Source organism: Paracoccus wurundjeri (assembly GCF_030678915.1).
In the GTDB taxonomy this organism is placed as follows: domain Bacteria; phylum Pseudomonadota; class Alphaproteobacteria; order Rhodobacterales; family Rhodobacteraceae; genus Paracoccus; species Paracoccus onubensis_A.
This window is the reverse complement of the sequence record NZ_JAUUTZ010000006.1, coordinates 169,942-190,328: the sequence shown is the minus strand read 5'-3', so window position 1 is coordinate 190,328 and position 20,387 is coordinate 169,942. Positions and strand designations below refer to the sequence as shown.

Here is a 20,387-nt window from a genome sequence, read left to right as displayed (position 1 = left end):
TGCTGCAAACAGCAGGATTCTGCATCCCTGAAAGCCAAGCATTTTCGTAATCGCTATGCCGGTCCCGCGTTGCGGCATACGGTGAACGCGAGTCGGCAAGGAGGCAGATATGGCGGAGATTCTGGTTCTGGGCGCAGGCATGATCGGCGTCAGTACCGCGCTGGCCCTGCAAGAGCGTGGGCATGAGGTCACCATTATCGACCGCAACGCGCCGGGGCGCGAGACCAGCTATGGCAATGCCGGGCTGATCCAGACCGAAGCGGTCGAGCCTTATGCGATGCCCCTGGCTCCCGGTGCGCTTTTGCAGATTGCGCTGGGCCGTGGATATGACGTGAAGTGGAATATTCCGGGTCTGCTGGATCAGGCATGGGCGGTGCTGGCCTATGCGCGCAATTCACTGCCTGCCGCTCATAAGCGTGCCTCGCATGTCTGGGGCAAGCTGATCCGGCAATCGACCGAGCGTCATGCGCCGTTGGTCGCGGCGGCGGGGGCGGATAACATCATTCGCAGGAACGGTTATATCGAGTTGCACCGGACTCCGGCCCTGATGGATAAGGCGCTGGCTGCGGCGGAACGGTTCAAGACCGAATTCGGAGTCGAGGCAGTGCTGCTGGATGGCAAGCAGCTTCGGACGCTGGAACCTTCGGTCAAGATTGAGGTTACGGGGGCAACTCATTGGTCCGACAGCTGGAATTGCTCTGATCCCGGTGGGCTCGTGGCGGCATATGCGGCGCTGTTCCAGAAGCGTGGCGGGCGGGTCCTGAATGGCGATGCGGGCGACCTGCATCGCAAAGGGGCAGCATGGGTTGCCGATGAGGCCGAAGGTGAGCATGCAGTGGTCGCCCTTGGTCCATGGTCGCCGATGATGCTGGCCCGTTACGGGCTGAAAGTGCCGATGGTCTACAAGCGTGGCTATCACCGGCATTACCATATGGAAACGCCTCCGCATCATCCGATCGCGGATTTCGCCAATTCCATGGTGACATCGCCCATGCGCCGCGGCCTGCGGATCGCAACGGCGGCCGAACTGACACGCCATCCGCGACTTGTGCCTCCGCAACTGAAACATGCCGAAGAGGGTGCGCGAGAGTTGTTCGACATCGGTGATCCGGTCGAGGCAGAGCCCTGGACGGGGCGGCGGCCCTGTATGCCGGATATGCTGCCGGTCGTGGGCCGTGTGCCGGAACAGCCGAATTTGTGGGCGCATTTCGGGCATGGGCATCAGGGTTTTACGCTTGGACCGGTGACGGCTGAAATCCTTGCGGATGAGATGGATGGCGGCGAGGGCTGGGCTGCATTACAGCCGGATCGTCTGAAACGGTGATCCTGAAGCCGGGGCGCTGTCCCGGAGCCCGGGATATTTGCGTGAAGAAGAAAGGGATTCTCGCTGATGACGGTTACTGTCAGCAGGGGCAGTTGACTTTCGCGCGTCAGTTCTCACCTTGAGGGATGACCCGGACAGGACATGGCTGATGGCCCATAACAACACCAACGCGCCAATCGCGCGCGTACCCGAAGTCACCCGCCCCAAGCTGGAAGGCGGCAAGCGCTTCGTCATGAATAGCGAGTTTCAACCCGCAGGCGATCAGCCGACCGCAATCGCGGAACTGGCGGAAGGTGTCGAAACCGGGGAGCGTGATCAGGTTCTTCTGGGCGCGACGGGTACCGGCAAGACCTATACCATGGCGAAAGTGATCGAGCAGACCCAGCGTCCGGCCATTATTCTTGCGCCGAACAAGACGCTGGCGGCGCAGCTTTACGGCGAATTCAAGGGGTTTTTCCCCGATAACGCGGTGGAATATTTCGTAAGTTACTACGATTACTACCAGCCCGAGGCCTATGTGGCGCGCAGCGATACCTATATCGAGAAGGAATCGCAGATCAACGAGGCCATCGACCGGATGCGCCACTCGGCCACGCGCGCGCTTCTGGAACGGGATGATGTGATCATCGTGGCCTCGGTATCCTGCATCTACGGTATCGGCTCGGTCGAGACCTATTCGGCGATGACGCAGGATATGATCGTCGGCGACAGCTATGATCAGCGTGAGTTTTTAGGGCAGCTTGTCGCGCAGCAATATCGCCGCCTTGATGGCAGTTTCCAGCGCGGTGGTTTTCGGGTGCGTGGCGATATCGTCGAGGTTTGGCCCGCCCACCTCGAAGACCGCGCATGGCGTTTCGACTTCTTTGGCAATGAGCTGGAGGCGATTACCGAATTCGACCCTTTGACCGGCGCCAAGACCGACAATTTCCGCCAGATCCGTATCTATGCGAATAGTCACTATGTCACGCCCCGGCCAACCATGCAGCAGGCGATCAAGGGGATTCGCAAGGAACTGATCGAGCGGCTGAAGCAGTTTCAGGATGAGGGCAAGCTGCTGGAGGCGCAGCGGCTGGAGCAGCGGACGAATTTCGATCTGGAGATGCTGGAGGCCACCGGCGTCTGCAACGGGATCGAGAATTACAGCCGTTATCTGACCGGCAGGGCGCCGGGGGAGCCTCCGCCCACGCTTTTCGAGTTTATCCCGGATAATGCCATTGTTTTCGCGGATGAATCTCATGTGTCTGTGCCGCAGATCGGCGGGATGTACCGGGGCGACTACCGCCGTAAATCGGTGCTGTCCGAACATGGTTTCCGCCTGCCGTCATGCACCGATAACCGACCGCTGAAATTCGAGGAATGGGACGCGATGCGGCCCCAATCCGTTTTCGTCAGTGCGACGCCACAGAAATGGGAACTGGACCAGACCGGCGGCGTGTTCACCGAACAGATCATTCGCCCCACTGGCCTGCTGGACCCGCAGATCGAAATACGCCCGGTCGAGATGCAGGTCGATGATCTGCTGGACGAGGTGCGCAGGGTGACCGCACAGGGTTATCGCACGCTTTGCACCACGCTGACCAAGCGCATGGCAGAGGATCTGACCGAATATCTGCATGAACAGGGCATCAAGGTCCGCTATATGCACAGCGATATCGACACGATCGAGCGGATCGAGATTCTGCGCGATCTGCGTCTTGGTGCTTTCGACGTGTTGATCGGGATCAACCTGCTGCGCGAGGGGCTGGATATACCGGAATGTGGCCTTGTCGCCATTCTGGATGCGGATAAGGAGGGCTTTCTGCGTTCCGAAACCTCGCTGGTCCAGACCATCGGGCGGGCAGCGCGGAACGCTGACGGCCGGGTTATCATGTATGCGGATCGCATCACCGGCAGCATGGAGCGGGCCATTGCTGAAACCGACCGTCGTCGCATCAAGCAGATGGCGTATAACGAAGAACATGGCATCACGCCGCAAACGGTCCGCAAGAATGTCGAGGATGTTCTGGCCGGGCTGTGGCAGGGCGATACCGATGAATCGCGCATCACTGCCCGGGTGGATAAACCGCTTGTCGGCGCAAATCTTCAGGCGCATCTGGACGGGCTGCGCGCGCAGATGCGCGAGGCTGCCGAGAATCTGGAATTCGAGGAAGCCGCAAGACTGCGCGACGAGGTCAAGCGATTGGAAGCCGTGGATCTGGCGGTGGCCGATGATCCTTTGGCCCGTCAATCGGCGGTCGAGGCGGCGGCGGAGGCTGCCGTCAATGCCTCGGGGCGGTCGACTGCTGGCAGGGCGGGGCAGCGCGGCGGGAACAAGCGGCGCAAACGGAGATAGGGCGGATCCGTTCGATCCGTCTAATTGGGCAGTTGTCGTGCAAACAGGCGTTTGCCTCGTCAAGGAACCGCGTTCTGTCCAAACAGAGCGTTTTTTGCCCGCCAGTGTCCGGCCTGGTTGAATCTCAGCCGCAATAAGCCTTTTCGATCCAGCCCTTGTCGTCCACGATGACATTCAGCCGTTCCGGATTGAAGTCCATCGTTGCGGGATCACCGTCCTGCATCACGCGCTTGACGAGCTTGGGCGGAAAGGTCACCTCACCGATATTCTTGCCGATCAGGCTTTGATGAAGCTCGGCATCGCAGGTTGTTTTGGCTTCTACCGTTTCTTGCGTACACGCGCCTAGAATGACGCCTGCCGCGATCAGCGGGAAAATTCGGGTTGCGCACATGGGATTACCTCCTGTCTTCACGAGAGAACGCATGAATCCCGAAGCCGTTCCCGTCATGGTTGATCTGGCAGACGGAAATATGCCGCATATCCAGTGAGGCCGTGACAATTCGCGATAATACGCTACCCTTTTCAGGCGCCACATGATCAAGGAGAAGCCGCAATGCCGTTCGAATCCACCGCCTCTGCCGTTCCGACCGTCCTTGCCGAAGACGATCACACAAAGATCACACGCTGGGATTTTGCGCCTGGTGCGACGACCGGATGGCATGAACATGAAATGGATTATGCGGTCGTGATCCTGACGGATTCCATTATGGCCTATGAGGCGGATGGCGAGGTGACCGAGAAACCCGTGAAAATTGGCGACAGCTATCTTCGACCGAAAGGCGTGCAGCATGATGTCAGGAACGCGGGACCGGGACCGCTTTCCTTTATCGAGATCGAGATGAAGCGGGCTGCAAACACCCTGGAAGAATAGATGATTGCCCCCGGAGGGACAGAAGCGCATAGGGGCTTGATCACAGGCCCGGCTTTGGCGATAACTCGGGCGGTTCAAGTGTAAGGAATTCCGCCATGCGTGTCCGCATCTATCAGCCCGCCCGCAACGCCATGCAATCAGGCACCGCGCGCAGCAAGAACTGGGTGCTGGAATACCCGCCCGCCGATCCGCGCGAAATCGATCCGCTGATGGGCTGGACCAGCAGCGATGACACGCAATCGCAAGTCCGCCTGCGTTTCGAGACCCGCAAACAGGCTGAAGATTACGCGAAAGAGCTCGGGTTGGATTACGTCGTGCAGGAACCTCATAAGCGTGCGCAGAATATCCGTCCCCGTGGCTATGGCGAGAATTTCGCGACTGACAGGCGTGGCCCTTGGACACATTGATCTTGCCCGGATCGCAGCGGCAATCCTGCGGATTACCCGGTTACATGGCTTCTTTATACCGACGGCTCTTCTCGAAACGGCCCTAAGTGGGTCAAGCGATCTGATTCATTTGCCTGTCTCTGGGAACAAACAGCCTTTGACTCTGCCGGGGCTGGGTTGTAGGGCTGCGGATCGGCTGTTCTGGATGGTGCGCGGGTGGTGGGCCGCGTGCGGGCAGGACCGGGCCGTCAACCCGGGCCAAGAGCCCATTCTAGGCAGAACGAATGACCCAAAACGAGATTGCTGCGCCATTGGCCGCAGCACTGGCCGAACGAGGCTATGAAACTTTGACCGCCGTGCAGCAGGCGATGCTGAAAGCGGATGCACGGGGGCGCGACCTTCTGGTTTCTGCGCAGACCGGTTCAGGCAAGACCGTTGCCTTTGGAATTGCCGCCGCGGAGGATCTGCTGTGTGACGGCGGCAGCTTTACAGAGGGCACGGCCCCGCTTGCGCTTGCGATTGCACCCACGCGGGAACTGGCATTGCAGGTGGCGGCGGAACTGGGCTGGCTTTATGCCGCGACCGGCGCGCGTATCGCGACTTGTGTCGGGGGCATGGATTACCGGACCGAGCGTCGGGCGCTGGCCCGTGGGGCGCAGATCGTGGTCGGCACGCCGGGCCGCCTGCGCGACCATATCGATCGCGGCGGCCTCGATTTGTCGGATCTGCGCGTCGCGGTGCTGGACGAAGCGGATGAAATGCTGGATCTCGGTTTTCGCGAGGATCTGGAATTCATCCTGCAGGCTGCGCCGGAAACCCGCCGGACCTTGATGTTCTCGGCAACTGTGCCTGCGGCCATCGAGAAACTGGCGCGGGATTTTCAACAGAATTCCCTGCGCGTGACGGCGATGGGCGAGGCGCGGCAGCATGGCGATATCACCTATCGGGCACTGTCGATCGCAAACCGTGATCGTGAAAATGCGATTTTCAACCTGTTGCGATTCTACGAGGCGCGGACCGCCATCGTGTTCTGCAAGACACGCGCCAATGTGAATCATTTACTGGCGCGGATGGGGAACCGCGGCTTTCGCGTAGTGGCTTTGTCGGGCGAATTGTCCCAGCAAGAACGGACTCATGCCCTGCAGGCCCTGCGGGATGGACGGGCGCGGGTCTGTATCGCCACCGATGTCGCTGCGCGGGGGATTGACCTGCCGGGACTGGAACTGGTCATTCATGCCGATTTGCCAACCAATTCCGAAACCCTGCTTCATCGGTCGGGCCGTACCGGTCGTGCTGGTGCCAAGGGGGTTTCCGCGCTGGTCGTTACGCCGGCGGATTACAAGAAGGCACAGCGTTTGCTACAGGGTGCCAAGGTCGTGGCCGAGTGGGGCAAGGCGCCATCCGCTGAAGAGGTCAGTGCTAGGGATGACGTGCGGATGCTGGATCATCCGGCACTGACCGCCAGGCTGGACGATATGACCATTGCCCGGGATTTGCTTGCCCGTGCCGGAGCCGAGCAGGTTGCAGCCGCTTTCGTTCAGCTTTGGCGCGAAGGCCGTCCGCCGCCAGAGGAACTGACGGAAAGCGCGCCGCCTTCGGGTGCTGCGCCCCGCGCTCCGCGCGAATTCGGTTCCTCGGTTTGGTTCGCGTTGTCGGTCGGCCATGCCGGCCGCGCCGAGGCCCGCTGGATTCTGCCCAAGGTCTGCGAGGCAGGAGGTATCACCCGCGATGCGATCGGCGCCATCCGTGTGCGTGACGAGGAAACCTATGTTCAGATCGCCACTGCCGATGCTCCGCGCTTCGGAGAGGTGATCGAGATTGAGCAGGGCCTGATGATGTGCCGGTTGAAAGGCGAACCATCGCTTGATCAGAAGCCGGAACGGCATCCGCTCCGGAAGATCGGCAAACCCGCCGCTGACAAGCCTTCTAAAGCCAAAAAAGCCACGGCGATGCCAGCGACGGACCTTCCCGCCAAGCCTGCCCGCGCGTGGTCACCTACGGATACCGATATCGCGCCGATATCTGTCGAGACACCCCGTAAAAAACCGCGCTGGAGTGCTGCGCAAAAGGCCGCCAAGGGCAAGAAAGGCGGTACGGCACCGGCACGCGACAGCAAACCGGCCGCGCCCAAAGCCAAAGCCCGTACCGGCGGAAAGCCTTCTGGCAAACCTGCCGGAAAACCCAAAGGCAAGCATGCGCCATCCCGACGCCCAGATGGCGGCAATGCGCCACCGCGACGCCCCAGAACCCGAGGTTGAGCAGCTTGTTTGCTATGCTGTATAATGACTTTGCCGCCGTTTCGTGCCCGGATCGGCGGCAGGTGGGGCGCGCTTTATCGTAGAAACCGGACTGACGCTGGATCCACAGGATGGATGCGGGCAATCGTGCAATATCGACGGCGTGGCAATTTTTACCGACAGTCACGAAAAGCGCGCGGTTCCACTGCAGGCACTGATGACCCCGCCGCAGCTGGTCTTCGAGCCCAGATAGGCGACGGGCTTTCCATCGGATAATGCTCCGGATTTCCCTTCCACGATGACGCCGCCACAGGCGCATTTATCCCCCACGCGGGCGATGGCGCGGCCGTTGACCGTGCTGCTGCCACCTTCGACGATCGTGTTCTGTCCGTGAATGGGGCAAGAATGCTGGTCCCCCACGCATGCAACGATCATTTCTGTTCCTCGTCGAATTTTCCGCATTCCTCGCAGAGCGGCAAACCCTCACGCGCGGCCATTTGCAGGGTCGGGACCTGCGCGCCGCCCGAGCCTCCCATGATGACATTGCCTTTCAGCCAGATCGTCGGCGCCTCGAGCGTGATGCCAGAGGCGTCGATGGTGATCTTGCCGCCGGGGCCTTTGATCTGCATCGTCTGATAGGCCATCAGCGTGTGCCGCTTCGTATTGTTCGTGATCGAGTCGCCCACATCCAAGGTATAGCGTCCGAAAACCTCGCCCTCGAAATTGCGGCCGGCCTCATACAGGTGATCGGCAAAGATGGTCTGCTTGTGCACATTGCCGACACGGTGGATATGATCCTTGCCGTAATCCTCCTGCTGGTTGCGCGCGACCGTGTAAAACATATCGTTCCCGATATTTTCCCGGTGGTCGTTCCCGACGCTGATCGTCTTGTCATGTCCGATGGATTCCGACTGGTCATTGCCAACCGTCTTGCTGCGGTCGTGGCCGATCGAGTGGCTCTCATCGTTCTCGATGATCGTGTTATGGTCTTTCTGCGCATGCATGAAGACCTCTTCGCGGTCCTTCTCGTCCTCGAACCGGAATTCGTTGTAACCGCTGCCCTGATGGGTATCTGATTTGAAAGTGCTGACGGTCTTGTTGGCGGGCAGGTCATAGGGAACCCTGTTCTTGCCGTTATAGACGCAGCCCGTCACCAGCGGCTTGTCCGGATCGCCCTCAAGAAATTCGACGACGACCTCCATGCCGATGCGCGGGATCACCATCCCGCCCCAGCCATTGCCTGCCCAGTTCTGGCTGACGCGGCAGCGCATCGAATAGGCCCGGTCCAGATCCCAGTGGAACTTCACCAGAATCCGTCCGAATTCGTCACAGTCGATCTCGCCCTCGCCAACGACTTCGGCCGTTTGCGGGCCGTAGACGCGCGCGATATCGGTGCGTTTCGGCGGCACCATTGGCGCGGTGTCCGGCATCAGTACCCATGAACCGGAATAGCTGTAACCGTCGCTGTCCCGGCCGCCCGAGCCATAGGCTTCGCTGACGAAACTATGTGTGGCGGACAGGCAGACATATGTTTCGCCGTGACCCGGTACCTTGTCCCCGCCCAGCTTGACCCGCAGCCCCGATGCCAGACTTACGCAGTCGCCTACGGCCCGGTTGCGGCGATCCCCGCCACGCTCCTGCGCGGTGCGCATCCGCGTCAGGATCTTGCCCGGAGCCTCGGCAAGATAATCTCCGGGGTAGTCGAAGCTTTCGATCTGACCCTGAGCATATGCGGCATCGCCCTGATGGGCAGTCTCCATCTTCTGGGTGGGCATCTTGAAATTATAATCGGTCTGCCGGATCGCACCCGTGGTCACATTGCGCTCGGGCGCCCATTCCCAGAAATGCTCCTGGTCATATTGATGATGCCCGTCGAACCGCTTGAAGGGCCGCTCGCCGATTTCGGCAAGGTTCAATTCGTCATCGGTGATCACCAATGTGTGGCTGCCCTTGTCGTGGCGGAAATAGAAGCTGATCCCAAAACGCTCCAGCAGACGCCGGGCGAATTGAAGGTCGGATTCGCGGTATTGGACAGTGTATTCAAGTTCCGGATATTGATTGCTCAGCTTGATCTCAAGATGAGGATCGCCCAGGCCGGCATAATCGCCTAGTAATTCCTGCAGGATCTGGTCCACGGTCTTGCGATGGAAGATCCGCTGGTTGCGCCGCTTGCCCGCAAGCCAGAACCAGGGCCGCAGGGTCAGGTCGTAACGGTGCCCGTTCTCACCCACGCCAGCCCAGCGGGCGCTTGTCACGATCCCGTCGAATGGTTTTACGGATTGATGCGCCTCGACCTCGACGGTGGCATGGGTGCCGATCAATGCGTCGAAATCCAGATCGTCGCGCGTGGCCAGCGCTTCGACGCGATATTCGAACAATTCGTTAAGATAATCCGTACCGTCAAAGCGCAGAAGAACCAAAACATCTTCGCCAAGTTCCGTGGAAAGGCGGCCAAGACGTTCGAACTGTTTAAAAGGGGCGTTCATCGGCGTTTCCTCTTGCAATCCCGGACCAAGCTAAACTGGATTGTTCGGTGAATACGGATGGTACAGCCTAGATTGACGCATCACAATAATAAGAACGCATCGGATCGAGGAAAACTGCCTCATTTTTGCTGTGGAATCGCGGAATTCCGGGCATAAATCCACTTTGTGCCTTTCGCAGCGGATGCCGGGAGACGTACGATCAGCAAAGCATTGCGCTTCCGAAGCGCGGTATTGCCGCCGGATGGGTTTGCCGTACGGGTGGCGACCTGCGCGATGATTTCACTCGAGAGTTTTTACATGGCAACTGACAGGGAATATCATCGAGCGATGTCTAAATAACCACAACGCGTTGATCGGGGGCTGAACGCAATCGAAGCCTTCACAAGCGGGATTTACCACATAATGCTGTCGTCTACAGGTTAGATACAGCAGAAAAATGCGCAGCTTTTAAGCGACACTCGATGAAAATAGATTTGTCCTGGAATACAGGACGGTTCATGACGATTATGGTAAGGCGACGGAATAATGGTAAGCGGCGGAACGGGACAAGACGGCTCGGAAAAGGCGGATCTGATGCGGGTCGATAATTTCGACGCACAGGCCAGGCCGATCACACCAGAGGACCTCGCGCTTCTGCATGAATTGACCGTAGGCGTCTTCTGGCCGCATCGGGCGCATGATCTGGATGTTTTCATCTCGCTGGGCGAAGGCTATCTGGCCATTGACGAGATCGGTCGTCCCCTGGGTTCCGCCATGTATTTTACCGCGGGCGAGGAACTCGCGATGTTGGGCATGATGGTTACCGCGCCGCGTCTGCAGGCGCGAGGCACCGGGCGCTGGCTGTTGCGCCGGGTCAGGAAGGATTGCGGCATCCGTGATCTGCGGCTGAGCGCGACCCATTCGGGTTATCGGCTGTATGAAAGCGAGGGGTTCATACCGTTGGGTGTCATCCGGCAGCATCAGGGTCTTGCCCGTGTTCCATCCGTGCCGGAAACGGTACCGGGAACCCATCTTCGCCCGCTGACACCTGCCGATATTCCGGCGTTGCGGGAACTTGACCGCATCGCTTACGGGACCGAGCGGAAGGTGACGCTGGACATGATGCTGAAATTATCCTCGGGCATGGTGATCGAGCGCAGTGGCGAAATTTGCGGTTTCGCCTTGCTGCGCAAATTCGGGCGCGGCGTGGTGATCGGCCCGCTGGTAGCCGAGGATGAGCGGATGGCGATGGCGCTTGCCTTCCCGCTGATCCGGCAGCACGAAGGCAAGTTCGTTCGCCTCGACACATCGGCGCAAAATGAGAGACTTTCGCAATTCCTGACCGAAGCGGGAATGCGGCTCCACGATACCGTGACCGAGATGTATATGGGACAACAGCGGCGGGCGTTGGAAGGGATGCGGATTTTCGGTCTGGCCTCGCACTCGCTGGGTTGAAACGGTGAAGCGGCAAGGCCGATAGCCGTCAGGACAGCCGGTCTTTCAGCCCGAACCACAGCCCCACCAATGGCAGGAACCACGGCTTGCCGCTATGTGCGGGGATCGCCGGCCAGTCCAGCCCGTCCAGCGGATTCGTCCCTTTGCGGCCCATCGCCATATCCGCCAATGCCTGCCCGATCAACGTGGACATCTGCGCGCCGTGGCCCGAATAGCCCATGCCGTAGATCATGCTGTCGGCCTCGCCCGCGCGGGGGAAGCGGTCCTTGGTCATCCCGACAAGGCCGCCCCAGCAATAGTCGATCTCGGTCTGTGCCAGCTGCGGGAAAATACGGGTCATTGCGCTGCGCAGGATCTCGCCCGATTTTGCGTCGGATTGCTGGTTCGAGACCGCCGAGAACCGCGCGCGCCCGCCGAAGATCAGCCGGTTGTCCGGGGACAGGCGGAAATAGTTGCCGATATTCATCGAGGTGACGCAAGTCCGGTTACCGGGCAGGGTGGCTGCGATCTCGTCGTCGCTCAGTGGACGGGTAGCGATGATGAAAGAGCCGACCGAGACGATGCGCCGCCGGAAATATCGCAGCGGTGCGCCGGGAACTTCCCCGGAATAGCCGTCCGTTGCCGCAATCACCCGTTCGGCCCGAAGGCTGCCCTTGGGGGTATGCAATTCCCAGCCGTCCGCAACGGCTTCGCGTCCGGTGACCGGCGCCCCTTCCCAGATATGGGTGCCGTGGCGATGCGCCGCATCGGCCAGCCCCACGACATAGCGCCCCATATGCATCATCGCGGATTTGCCATATAGCATCGCGCCGTGAAACGCGTCCGAGCCGATCTCTTCCCTCAGTTCGTTACGGTCGAGCCAGCGCGTATCCTGATCCACCTCGCGATGGATCAGTTCGAAATTCGCTCGCAGCCCGTTCAGATGCGAGGGTTTCGAGGCCAGTTTCAGCTTTCCTGAACGGCGGAAATCGCAATCGATGCCCTCTTCGGCGATGACCTGCTCGATCATGTCGATCGAGCGGTCATAAGCGCGATAAAGCGCGTGCGCCCGTTCCGTACCCAGATGGGCTTTCGCTTCGGCATAGCCATGCGCGATACCGTTATTCAGATGCCCGCCATTGCGGCCCGAGCCGCCCGCACCGACATGACGGGCTTCCAGAATCGCGACGCGCAGCCCTTCCCGCGCCAGTTTGCGGGCGGCGTTCAGCCCCGTGAAACCGGCTCCGATCACCGCGACGTCATAATTCCCTTCGACCGGTCCCTGCCGGGCATCAGCAAAGGGGGTGGCGCTGTCGTGCCAATAGGACATGTATTTCATCGCGGCCTCCGGCGCTTACAGCCCGACCAGATCGGCAAGACCCGATATGTCGGAAACCTCGGTATAGCCGTAATAGGGGTTGGCGGGCTCATGACCACGGTTGACCCATGCCTTGTTCCTGATGCCCAGATCATGCGCGGTCATCAGATCGTAGCGGAAGCTTGACGAGACATGCAGCACATCCTCGGGTCCGCAGCCCAGCATGTCGAACATGTATTCGAATGCGCGCATTTGCGGCTTGTAGGCCTGCGCATCCTCGGCGGTGAAGACATGCGCGATCGGCGCGCCGAGTTTCGCGATATTATGCGGGATCTGGCTGTTCATCGAATTGGTCAGTGCCACCAGCGGGATCCGGCCTGCGATCCGTGACAGTCCGGCGGGGACATCGGCATGCGGCCCCCATGTGGGCACACGCTCGTAGATCTCGGCGGCGACAGCCGGGTCGAAAGGGATGCCGTTCCGCTTGCAGGCCCGTTCCAGAGAATTATGCACCAGCTCCGCATAGGGTTTCCATGCGCCAAGCACCTCGTCCAGCCGATAGGCCGCGAAATCCCGGATGAATATCTCCATCTGCTCGGCGGACAGACGGTCTGCGTAATGATGGCGCGCCGCTCCGGCCATATCGAAGAAGATCATCGTGCCGTGGCAGTCGAATGTGATGAATTTGGGACGGAAGGTCATTGCTTTCTCCGAGGGAGTTTCGATGTTTCCAGCATCACAGTTTTGCTGCGACAGGGATTGCCGCGTTTGCCGGTTTGAACGCAGGATATTCCGTTACGCGCATGATCGGCGGCAAAAGGTGCTGTCACTGCCCGAAACTTGGTGCAGATCGCGGCCGGAATCGAGGCATGCTGCCAATCAGCAGATAGTGATCGTATGGGAAGGTGAGGGAATGGCCATGCCACACACAACCAAATCCGGCCCAAGCGGGGCGGTATGACAAAGCGCTACTCGCCTCAGGAAATGCTGGCCCGGCTGGTTGGGTTCGAAACCGTTACGGGGCAGCCGAATACGGCATTGATGGACTTTGTCAGGGATTATCTTCAGGCGCATGGCGTGACGGTGCACCTGCTGCCTGGCCCCGAAGGCGACCGCAGCAACCTGTTCGCCACGATCGGCGACGCCGATCGGGCCGGTCATATCCTGTCGGGGCATGTCGACGTGGTTCCCACAGGAGAGCCGGAATGGCGCGGCAATCCCTTTCACCTGCGCGAGGAAGAGGATCGGCTGATCGCGCGCGGGGCCTGTGACATGAAGGGCTTCGTGGCCGCAGTCCTATCGGCGGTGCCAGATCTCGTATCGATGCAGCTTGGATCGCCCATCCATATCGCTCTGTCCTATGACGAAGAGGCAGGCTGCCGCGGCGTGCCGCATATGATTGCGGCGCTGCCGTCGCTATGCGCTACGCCTGCGGGCTGCATCGTGGGGGAACCCACCGGGCTGGTACCGGTGCTGGCCCATAAAGGCAAGGCGGCGCTGCGGCTGATGGCGCGGGGACGATCCGGCCATAGCTCGCGGCCCGATCTGGGGGCGAACGCCATTCATGCCCTGTTGCCGGCATTGCAGGCCGCCGCCGCGCAGGCGCGGGCCTTGCGGCAGGGCCCGCAGGACGAACGTTTTGCGCCGCCATGGTCCAGCATGCAGATCGGCACCCTGTCGGGCGGACAGGCGGTCAATATCATCCCTGACTGGGCCGAGGCAGAGATCGAGGCGCGGGCGATAGCGGGTATCGAGCCGCGCGATTTGCTGGCCCCTGTAATTGCGGCGGCAGACGAGACGGTCAAGGTGGAATGGCTGTCCAGCTACCCGGCGCTCGCGCTTGACGCCGGACATCCGCTGGTCGCGCTAATGACTGGCATCAGCGGGAATGACCCGTTGGGCGCGGTAAGTTTCGGCACCGAGGCCGGGTTGTTTCAGACGGCGGGAATTCCGTCGATCGTCTGCGGCCCCGGCGATATTGCACGCGCACATCGGCCCGAAGAGTATCTGACACGCGGGGAATTGCGCGCCGCTTCCGACATGGTCCTTGCGCTTGGCCGGAACCTTGCTGCCTGATGACGGCATTTCCTGCGGTGCGGGGCCAGCGAAGCGACGCAAACTGCCGTGCCGGGCGGGGATCAGGAAAAACATGCCGTCCGCGCGCATTTAACCTGAACCGGATGAAACATGGATGCGATTCATGACCACTGCCGAACACGCCTCTTCCGCTGCTGCTCCGCAGGATCTGCGCAGCATTCCATTCACGCCCCTTCATCTGCCCGCCGCCCTTCGTCTGTCGGAACAGGTCGGCTGGCCGCATCGTGTCGAGGATTGGGAACTGAACCTGTCGCTGTCCGATGGCGTTGCCGTGATGGAGGGCGAAGACCTTGTCGGTACCGCTTTTTGCACGCGATTTGGCGATGTCGCCCTGCTCAACATGATCATCGTCGATGAACGGCGGCGGGGTCGTGGCCTGGGCCGCAGGGTGATGGAGGAGGCGATCGCGCTTGCGGGTGGCCGCGAGATGCGGCTGGTGGCCACGCCCGAGGGGATGCCGCTGTACCGCAAGCTGGGCTTTGTTTCTGTCGGACAGATTGCCCAATATCAAGGTGTTGCCCTTGGAAACACGCCGGAGCTGCCGGTCAGCCCGGGCAGGGCAGAGGATGCCGATCGGCTGACGGCGATGGATCGGGACGCGACGGGGATGGAGCGGGGCAAGTTGCTGCGCCGGATCGCCGGGCAGGGACGGGTGCTGTTGGCCGAGGGCGGCTTTGCGATGTTGCGGGATTTCGGCAAGGGGCATGTGCTGGGGCCGGTCGTGGCGCGGGATGAGGCGACCGCCCGTGCTTTGATCGCCGAAGGAGCAAGGCGCTGTGCGGATGGTTTTCTGCGTATCGACATCCCGCAGGAGCGGGGGCTATCCGATTTTGTCGCCTCGCTCGGGCTTGCTCATGTGGGCGGTGGCACGACGATGACATGTCCCGCCACCACACCCGAACAGAATGAATTTACGACCTTCGCCCTCGTCTCGCAGGCTTTGGGCTGATTTTACGGAGATGACCATGCTCAGCAATTCCCTTGTCGAACTCGACCGCCGCCATCTTGTGCATCCGGTTTCCTCGTTTCGCGGCCATGAAGCCCGGGGGGTCAGACTGCTGCAATCCGCCAGGGGCGCCACCGTGACCGATGGAGAGGGCCGCGAACTGATCGACGGCTTCGCCGGGCTGTGGTGCGTGAATGCCGGCTATGGCCATGAAAGCGTGGTCGAGGCCGCCTCCGCCCAGATGCGGCAGTTGCCCTATGTGACCGGTTATTTCGATCTTGGGGCTGAAGCGCCGATCCGGCTGGCCGCCGAACTGGCCGAGCGCGCACCCGGCGATCTGGATCATGTCTATTTCTGCCTTGGCGGCTCGGACGCGGTGGACAGCACGATCCGCTTCATCCGCTATTATTGGCACTCCAAGGGCAAACCGCAACGCGATCAGTTCATCTCGGTCGGGCAGGGCTATCACGGCAGCGCCTCGGGCGGGGCAGGATTGACCGCGTTACCGGTTTTCCACGAGGGTTTCGGCCTGCCCTATGATTGGCAGCACAGGATTTCGTCGCATTACGCTTATCGCAACCCGGTGGGGCAGGATCCACAGGCGATCATCAAGGCGTCGCTGACCGAACTGCGCGCCAAGGTAGCCGAGATCGGCGAGGATCGCGTCGCGGCATTCTATGTCGAGCCGATTCAGGGATCGGGCGGGGTTCTGGTCCCGCCGCCGGGCTGGATCAGGGCGATGCGTGATTTTTGCGCCGAGCGGGGCATCCTTTTCGTCGCCGACGAGGTGATCACCGGTTTCGGCCGCACCGGCCCGCTTTTCGCCTGCGAGGATGAAGGGATCGTGCCGGACCTGATGACGGTGGCGAAGGGGCTGACCTCGGGCTATGTCCCGATGGGGGCGGTATTCATGCGCAACCATGTCTATGACACCATTGCCGACGGGGCCGGGGCCAAGGCGGTGGGGCATGGCTTTACCTATTCCGCGCATCCGGTTTCCGCCGCCGTCGCGCTGGAAGTGCTGGCGCTGTATGAGGGCGGACTGCTGGAGAATGGCCGCCGGATGGGCGCGCGGCTGCTGGCCGGATTGCAGGGGCTGTCGGATCATCCGCTGGTCGGGGACGTTCGCGGGCGCGGCATGCTGGCGGCGATCGAGCTGGTTTCGGACAAGCGGAACAAGACGCCGCTGCCTGCTGCACTCGATCCCGCGACCCGGCTGTTCGACCGGGCATGGGAGCAGGGTCTGATCATCCGTTCCTTCGCGCAGGGGATCTTTGGCTATGCGCCGCCGCTATGCTGCACCGAAACCGAGATCGATGCCATTGTCGAACGCACCCGAACGGTTCTGGATCTCACATTGGACGATCCCGAGATCCGCGAGGCGTTGCGGACATGACTTTGCTTTACCTGTCTACTGCGGAACGCGCGGCGATCTGGTCGCCGATTTTCGTCGAGGCGGGCGAGCGGATGGTGATCGGCGAGGATGCCGTTGCCGACCCGGCCGATATTACGCATATTGCCTGCTGGATAGCGCCTGAAGATTTGTCACGCTATCCCAATCTTCAGGCGGTGATCGGGGTTGGTGCCGGTATCGACCAGATGCCGCCAATGCCCGATGGGGTGGCGTTGTCGCGGACGATTGCGCCGGGAATCGCCGAGATGGTGCGGGATTGGGTGATGATGGCCGCATTGATGCTGCATCGCGAGATGCCGCGCTATCTTGAGCAGGCGAGACAGGGGGAATGGCATTCCCATCCCGCTCGGCCGACGCGTCGTTGCCGGATCGGGGTTATGGGGTTGGGGCAGGTCGGGCGGCTTGTCGCGCAAAACCTTTCCGCGCTGGGTTTTCCGGTCGCAGGCTGGAGCCGCTCCGGTAACCCGGTCGGGGGACTGGAGGTTTACGGCGCCGCTGCGCTTGATGATTTTCTGGCACGAACGGAAATGCTGATCTGCCTGTTGCCGTTGACAGAGGCGACGCGCGGGCTGCTGAACGCCCGGCTGTTGGCAAAGCTGCCGGGCGGGGCAGGGCTGATCCACGCGGGGCGCGGCGCGCAGCTTGAGATGGACGCCCTGCGCGACGCATTGGACAGCGGCCAGATCGGGGCGGCCATGCTGGATGTCACCGATCCCGAACCGCTGCCGCCGGAACATTGGGCCTGGCGCCATCCGGAGGTGATCGTCACCCCGCATATCGCCTCTTATACCGATGCCGAGGAAGGCGCGCGGCACGCCCTGTCGGTGATCCGCGCCAGCCGGGCGGGGCAGCCGATTCCCGGCCTCGTGGATCAGAACAGGGGATATTGATGGGTCCGGGAAGGGCGCGGCATATCTGACCGTGGCCATTCCCAATACAAAAGAATCTGCCGCTCTTGTCGTATCTTTCAGTGCAATGACGTCGGGGAAACCGGCGATGCTGAGGGGAACAGAATAGCAGTCCGGGGCGGTTGAGGCCCGGAATAACGGATTTCGCCGCGCTTTCTCTGCCGCGGTATCAGCGAGAAAGGACCGTCGGGAATGGCAACAGAAACCGCCGTGAAGCCCTTGACCGCGTTCTCTTACGTCACATTCGACGTGGTGGGGACGCTGATCGACTTCGAATCCGCGATCAAGAACGGTCTCGCGCAGATCGCGGAACAGGCCGGTCTCCAGATCGATGGGGAGGCGGCACTGACCCATTATCGCGACACGCGCTATCAGCGGGATGCCGGGCGTTTCCCCGATGATCTGGGCCGATGCTATGGCAGCATCGCCGCTGAACTCGGACTGCCGGACAACAAGAAAAACCGCCAATTCATGATTGATGCGGTTGCCGAGGCCGAGCCGTTTCCCGACAGCGTCGAGGCGATGACGCGGCTAGGAACCCATTACAAGCTGATCGCCATGACCAATGCGCGCCGCTGGGCTTTCGAGAAATACGAGAAGAAGCTGGCCATGCCGTTCTGGAGCAGCTTCACCTGTGACGAGACCAGCACGGAAAAACCGGACCCGGCTTTTTTCCATCAGGTCTTCGCCCATGTCGAAACCGATGGCGGCGGCATGGCCGATATCCTGCATACGGCGCAAAGCCAGCATCACGATATCGGGATTTCGCGCGAACTGGGAATGACGAATGCCTGGATCATGCGCAGGCATGCGCAAAAGGGCTATGGCGGGACTATCGAGCCGGCGCGGTTCACGGAACCCGATTATCGCTTCAATGCACTGATCGAACTGGCGGAGGCTGCGGACCGCGCCTTTGATCGCTGAGAGAAATTCACCAAACCAGCCCGAAATGGCGACAAGAACCGGATCGGGTCACAACAACAGGGAACTGCAAAATGACCAGGAACAGACCTGCCAACTGGACCGGCCGTGACGATGCCATGGTCGAGAATGCAATCCGCCGCGGGGCATCGCGACGGGAATTGCTGAAGCTGCTGATGAGTTCCGGCGTGGCCATGTCCATAGGCAGCGGCTTGTTGCTGCGTGCCGGTGCTGCAGTCGCGGCAACGCCCGTCACCGGTGGCGATCTCAAGGCGGCGGGCTGGTCGTCCTCGACCGCCGACACGCTCGACCCGGCCAAGGCGAGCCTGTCTACCGATTATACGCGCTGCTGCGCCTTCTATAACCGCCTTACTTTCCTTGACGAAAACGGCGAGGCGCAGATGGAACTGGCCGAGACGGTCGAGTCGGACGATGCCAAGACCTGGCAAGTAAAGCTGAAACTGGATGTCACCTTCCACAGCGGCAAGACGCTGAGTTCGGCCGATGTGGTTTATTCGCTTCGGCGGCATCTCGATGAGAGCGTCGGTTCAATGGCGAATTCGATCGCGACGCAGATGGTTGAGATCGAGGCGGTGGACGATCTGACCGTCAAGATCGTGCTGGTCGAGCCAAATGCCGATCTGCCGGTGATCCTGTCGCTGCATCACTTCATGATTATCGCCGATGGTACCACCGATTTCTCGACCGCTGATGGTACCGGCGCCTTCATCTGTGAAGCCTTCGAACCGGGCGTGCGCTCGATCGCGGTGAAAAGCCCGGATTATTTCAAGGAACAGGGGCCATATCTCGACAGTTTCGAGTATTTCGCCATCTCGGATAACAATGCCCGTATCAATGCGCTGCTTTCGGGCGATATCCAGATGGCCGCCTCGGTCAATCCGCGTTCGTTGCGGATGCTCGAGGGGCAGGATGGCGTCGAAACCTCGATCACCACTGCGGGGAATTATACCAATCTCAATATCCGCCTTGATCTGGAGCCGGGTGCCAAGGCCGGCTTCATCGAAGGGATGAAGCATCTCGTCAATCGCGAGGCGATCCAGAAATCCGTGTTGCGCGATCTTGCCGAGATCGGCAACGATCAGCCGGTTTCCGCTGCGGACCGCTATCACAACCCCGAACTGAAGCCACGTGAATACGATCCCGAAAAGGCCAAGGCGCTGTTCGAGAAGGCCGGCGTGCTGGGACAGGCGATCCCCATCGTGGCGTCCGATGCCGCGACCTCTTCGATCGACATGGCCATGATCGTGCAGCAGGAAGGCGCCCAGATTGGAATGCCGTTCGATGTGCAGCGGGTTCCCTCGGACGGTTACTGGTCGAACTACTGGCTGAAAGAGCCGGTGCATTTCGGCAATATCAATCCGCGCCCGACACCCGATATCCTGTTCTCGCTGCTTTATGCTTCGGATGCGCCCTGGAACGAAAGCCAGTATAAATCCGAGAAATTCGACAGCATGATGGTCGAGGCGCGGGGCCTGCTGGACGATGAAAAGCGAAAGCAGATCTACTGGGAGATGCAGGAAATGGTCGCCAATGAGGCAGGCACCATCATCCCTGCCTATATTTCGAATGTCGATGCGATTTCGACCCGGTTGAAGGGCCTGCGCCCGAACCCCCTGGGCGGGCAGATGGGTTACGCTTTTGCGGAATATGTCTGGCTCGAGGGCTGATCCCGCGGAAAAATACGTGTCCCGCGCTTCCCATGATGCGCGGGCG

General features: G+C 60.8%; 17 protein-coding genes. 12 read left to right on the top strand and 5 right to left on the bottom strand.

Features of this window, described 5'->3' with window-relative positions:
• Positions 1–109 precede the first annotated feature (109 nt).
• Positions 110–1,324, top strand: a complete 1,215-nt coding sequence (locus Q0601_RS08395) for an NAD(P)/FAD-dependent oxidoreductase (RefSeq protein ID WP_305289057.1) — start codon at positions 110–112, stop codon at positions 1,322–1,324.
• 148 nt (positions 1,325–1,472) lie between these two features.
• Positions 1,473–3,656, top strand: a complete 2,184-nt coding sequence (uvrB, locus tag Q0601_RS08390; protein WP_305289055.1) for an excinuclease ABC subunit UvrB — start codon at positions 1,473–1,475, stop codon at positions 3,654–3,656.
• 124 nt (positions 3,657–3,780) lie between these two features.
• On the opposite strand, the gene Q0601_RS08385 is transcribed toward uvrB, so the two are convergent.
• Complete coding sequence (locus Q0601_RS08385) at positions 3,781–4,047, bottom strand: I78 family peptidase inhibitor (RefSeq protein WP_305289053.1); 267 nt, start codon at positions 4,045–4,047, stop codon at positions 3,781–3,783.
• 162 nt (positions 4,048–4,209) lie between these two features.
• Between Q0601_RS08385 and Q0601_RS08380 the strand changes: the two genes are divergently transcribed.
• The 3 genes from Q0601_RS08380 to Q0601_RS08370 all read left to right on the top strand — a co-directional run bounded on the left by Q0601_RS08380 (position 4,210) and on the right by Q0601_RS08370 (position 7,171).
• Entirely contained in the window at positions 4,210–4,527 is a 318-nt protein-coding gene (locus Q0601_RS08380) for a cupin domain-containing protein (RefSeq protein ID WP_305289051.1), read from the top strand.
• A gap of 95 nt (positions 4,528–4,622) precedes the next feature.
• Complete coding sequence (locus tag Q0601_RS08375) at positions 4,623–4,934, top strand: ETC complex I subunit (RefSeq protein ID WP_305289049.1); 312 nt, start codon at positions 4,623–4,625, stop codon at positions 4,932–4,934.
• Positions 4,935–5,197: 263 nt separating this feature from the next.
• Positions 5,198–7,171: a DEAD/DEAH box helicase gene (locus tag Q0601_RS08370; protein WP_305289047.1), complete on the top strand. Its 1,974-nt coding sequence runs from the start codon at positions 5,198–5,200 to the stop codon at positions 7,169–7,171.
• Positions 7,172–7,333: 162 nt separating this feature from the next.
• Here the strand turns inward: Q0601_RS08370 and Q0601_RS08365 are convergent, their stop codons facing one another.
• Together Q0601_RS08365 and Q0601_RS08360 are read right to left on the bottom strand one after the other, a co-directional pair.
• The gene (locus Q0601_RS08365) at positions 7,334–7,585 is read right to left on the bottom strand and encodes a PAAR domain-containing protein (RefSeq protein ID WP_305289045.1); all 252 of its coding nucleotides are present in this window, start codon (positions 7,583–7,585) and stop codon (positions 7,334–7,336) included.
• Entirely contained in the window at positions 7,582–9,636 is a 2,055-nt protein-coding gene (locus Q0601_RS08360; RefSeq protein ID WP_305289043.1) for a type VI secretion system Vgr family protein, read from the bottom strand. Before Q0601_RS08360 ends, Q0601_RS08365 begins: the two co-directional genes overlap by 4 nt.
• Positions 9,637–10,161: 525 nt before the next feature.
• Here Q0601_RS08360 and Q0601_RS08355 point away from each other — a divergent pair.
• Positions 10,162–11,070, top strand: a complete 909-nt coding sequence (locus Q0601_RS08355; RefSeq protein ID WP_305289040.1) for a GNAT family N-acetyltransferase — start codon at positions 10,162–10,164, stop codon at positions 11,068–11,070.
• Positions 11,071–11,098: 28 nt separating this feature from the next.
• On the opposite strand, the gene Q0601_RS08350 is transcribed toward Q0601_RS08355, so the two are convergent.
• Both Q0601_RS08350 and Q0601_RS08345 read right to left on the bottom strand, forming a co-directional pair.
• Positions 11,099–12,388 (bottom strand): NAD(P)/FAD-dependent oxidoreductase, encoded by a 1,290-nt coding sequence (locus Q0601_RS08350; RefSeq protein ID WP_305289039.1) that lies wholly within the window; start codon positions 12,386–12,388, stop codon positions 11,099–11,101.
• A gap of 15 nt (positions 12,389–12,403) precedes the next feature.
• Complete coding sequence (locus Q0601_RS08345; RefSeq protein WP_305289037.1) at positions 12,404–13,069, bottom strand: haloacid dehalogenase type II; 666 nt, start codon at positions 13,067–13,069, stop codon at positions 12,404–12,406.
• 255 nt (positions 13,070–13,324) lie between these two features.
• On the opposite strand from Q0601_RS08345, the gene argE reads away from it, so the two are divergent.
• The 6 genes from argE to Q0601_RS08315 all read left to right on the top strand — a co-directional run bounded on the left by argE (position 13,325) and on the right by Q0601_RS08315 (position 20,341).
• A complete protein-coding gene (gene argE, locus Q0601_RS08340) occupies positions 13,325–14,443 on the top strand; it encodes an acetylornithine deacetylase (protein WP_305289035.1) in 1,119 nt (372 codons plus the stop codon).
• A gap of 124 nt (positions 14,444–14,567) precedes the next feature.
• Complete coding sequence (locus Q0601_RS08335; RefSeq protein ID WP_305289033.1) at positions 14,568–15,413, top strand: GNAT family N-acetyltransferase; 846 nt, start codon at positions 14,568–14,570, stop codon at positions 15,411–15,413.
• Positions 15,414–15,429: 16 nt separating this feature from the next.
• On the top strand, positions 15,430–16,806 hold the full coding sequence (locus Q0601_RS08330; protein ID WP_305289032.1) for an aspartate aminotransferase family protein: 1,377 nt from the start codon (positions 15,430–15,432) through the stop codon (positions 16,804–16,806).
• Positions 16,803–17,714 (top strand): 2-hydroxyacid dehydrogenase, encoded by a 912-nt coding sequence (locus Q0601_RS08325; RefSeq protein WP_305289031.1) that lies wholly within the window; start codon positions 16,803–16,805, stop codon positions 17,712–17,714. The genes Q0601_RS08330 and Q0601_RS08325 overlap by 4 nt, the downstream gene beginning before the upstream one ends.
• Positions 17,715–17,924: 210 nt before the next feature.
• Positions 17,925–18,656, top strand: coding sequence for an HAD-IA family hydrolase (locus Q0601_RS08320; RefSeq protein ID WP_305289029.1), 732 nt, complete (start codon positions 17,925–17,927; stop codon positions 18,654–18,656).
• A 71-nt stretch (positions 18,657–18,727) separates the two neighbouring features.
• Positions 18,728–20,341, top strand: coding sequence for an ABC transporter substrate-binding protein (locus Q0601_RS08315; RefSeq protein WP_305289027.1), 1,614 nt, complete (start codon positions 18,728–18,730; stop codon positions 20,339–20,341).
• The last annotated feature ends 46 nt before the right edge of the window (positions 20,342–20,387 follow it).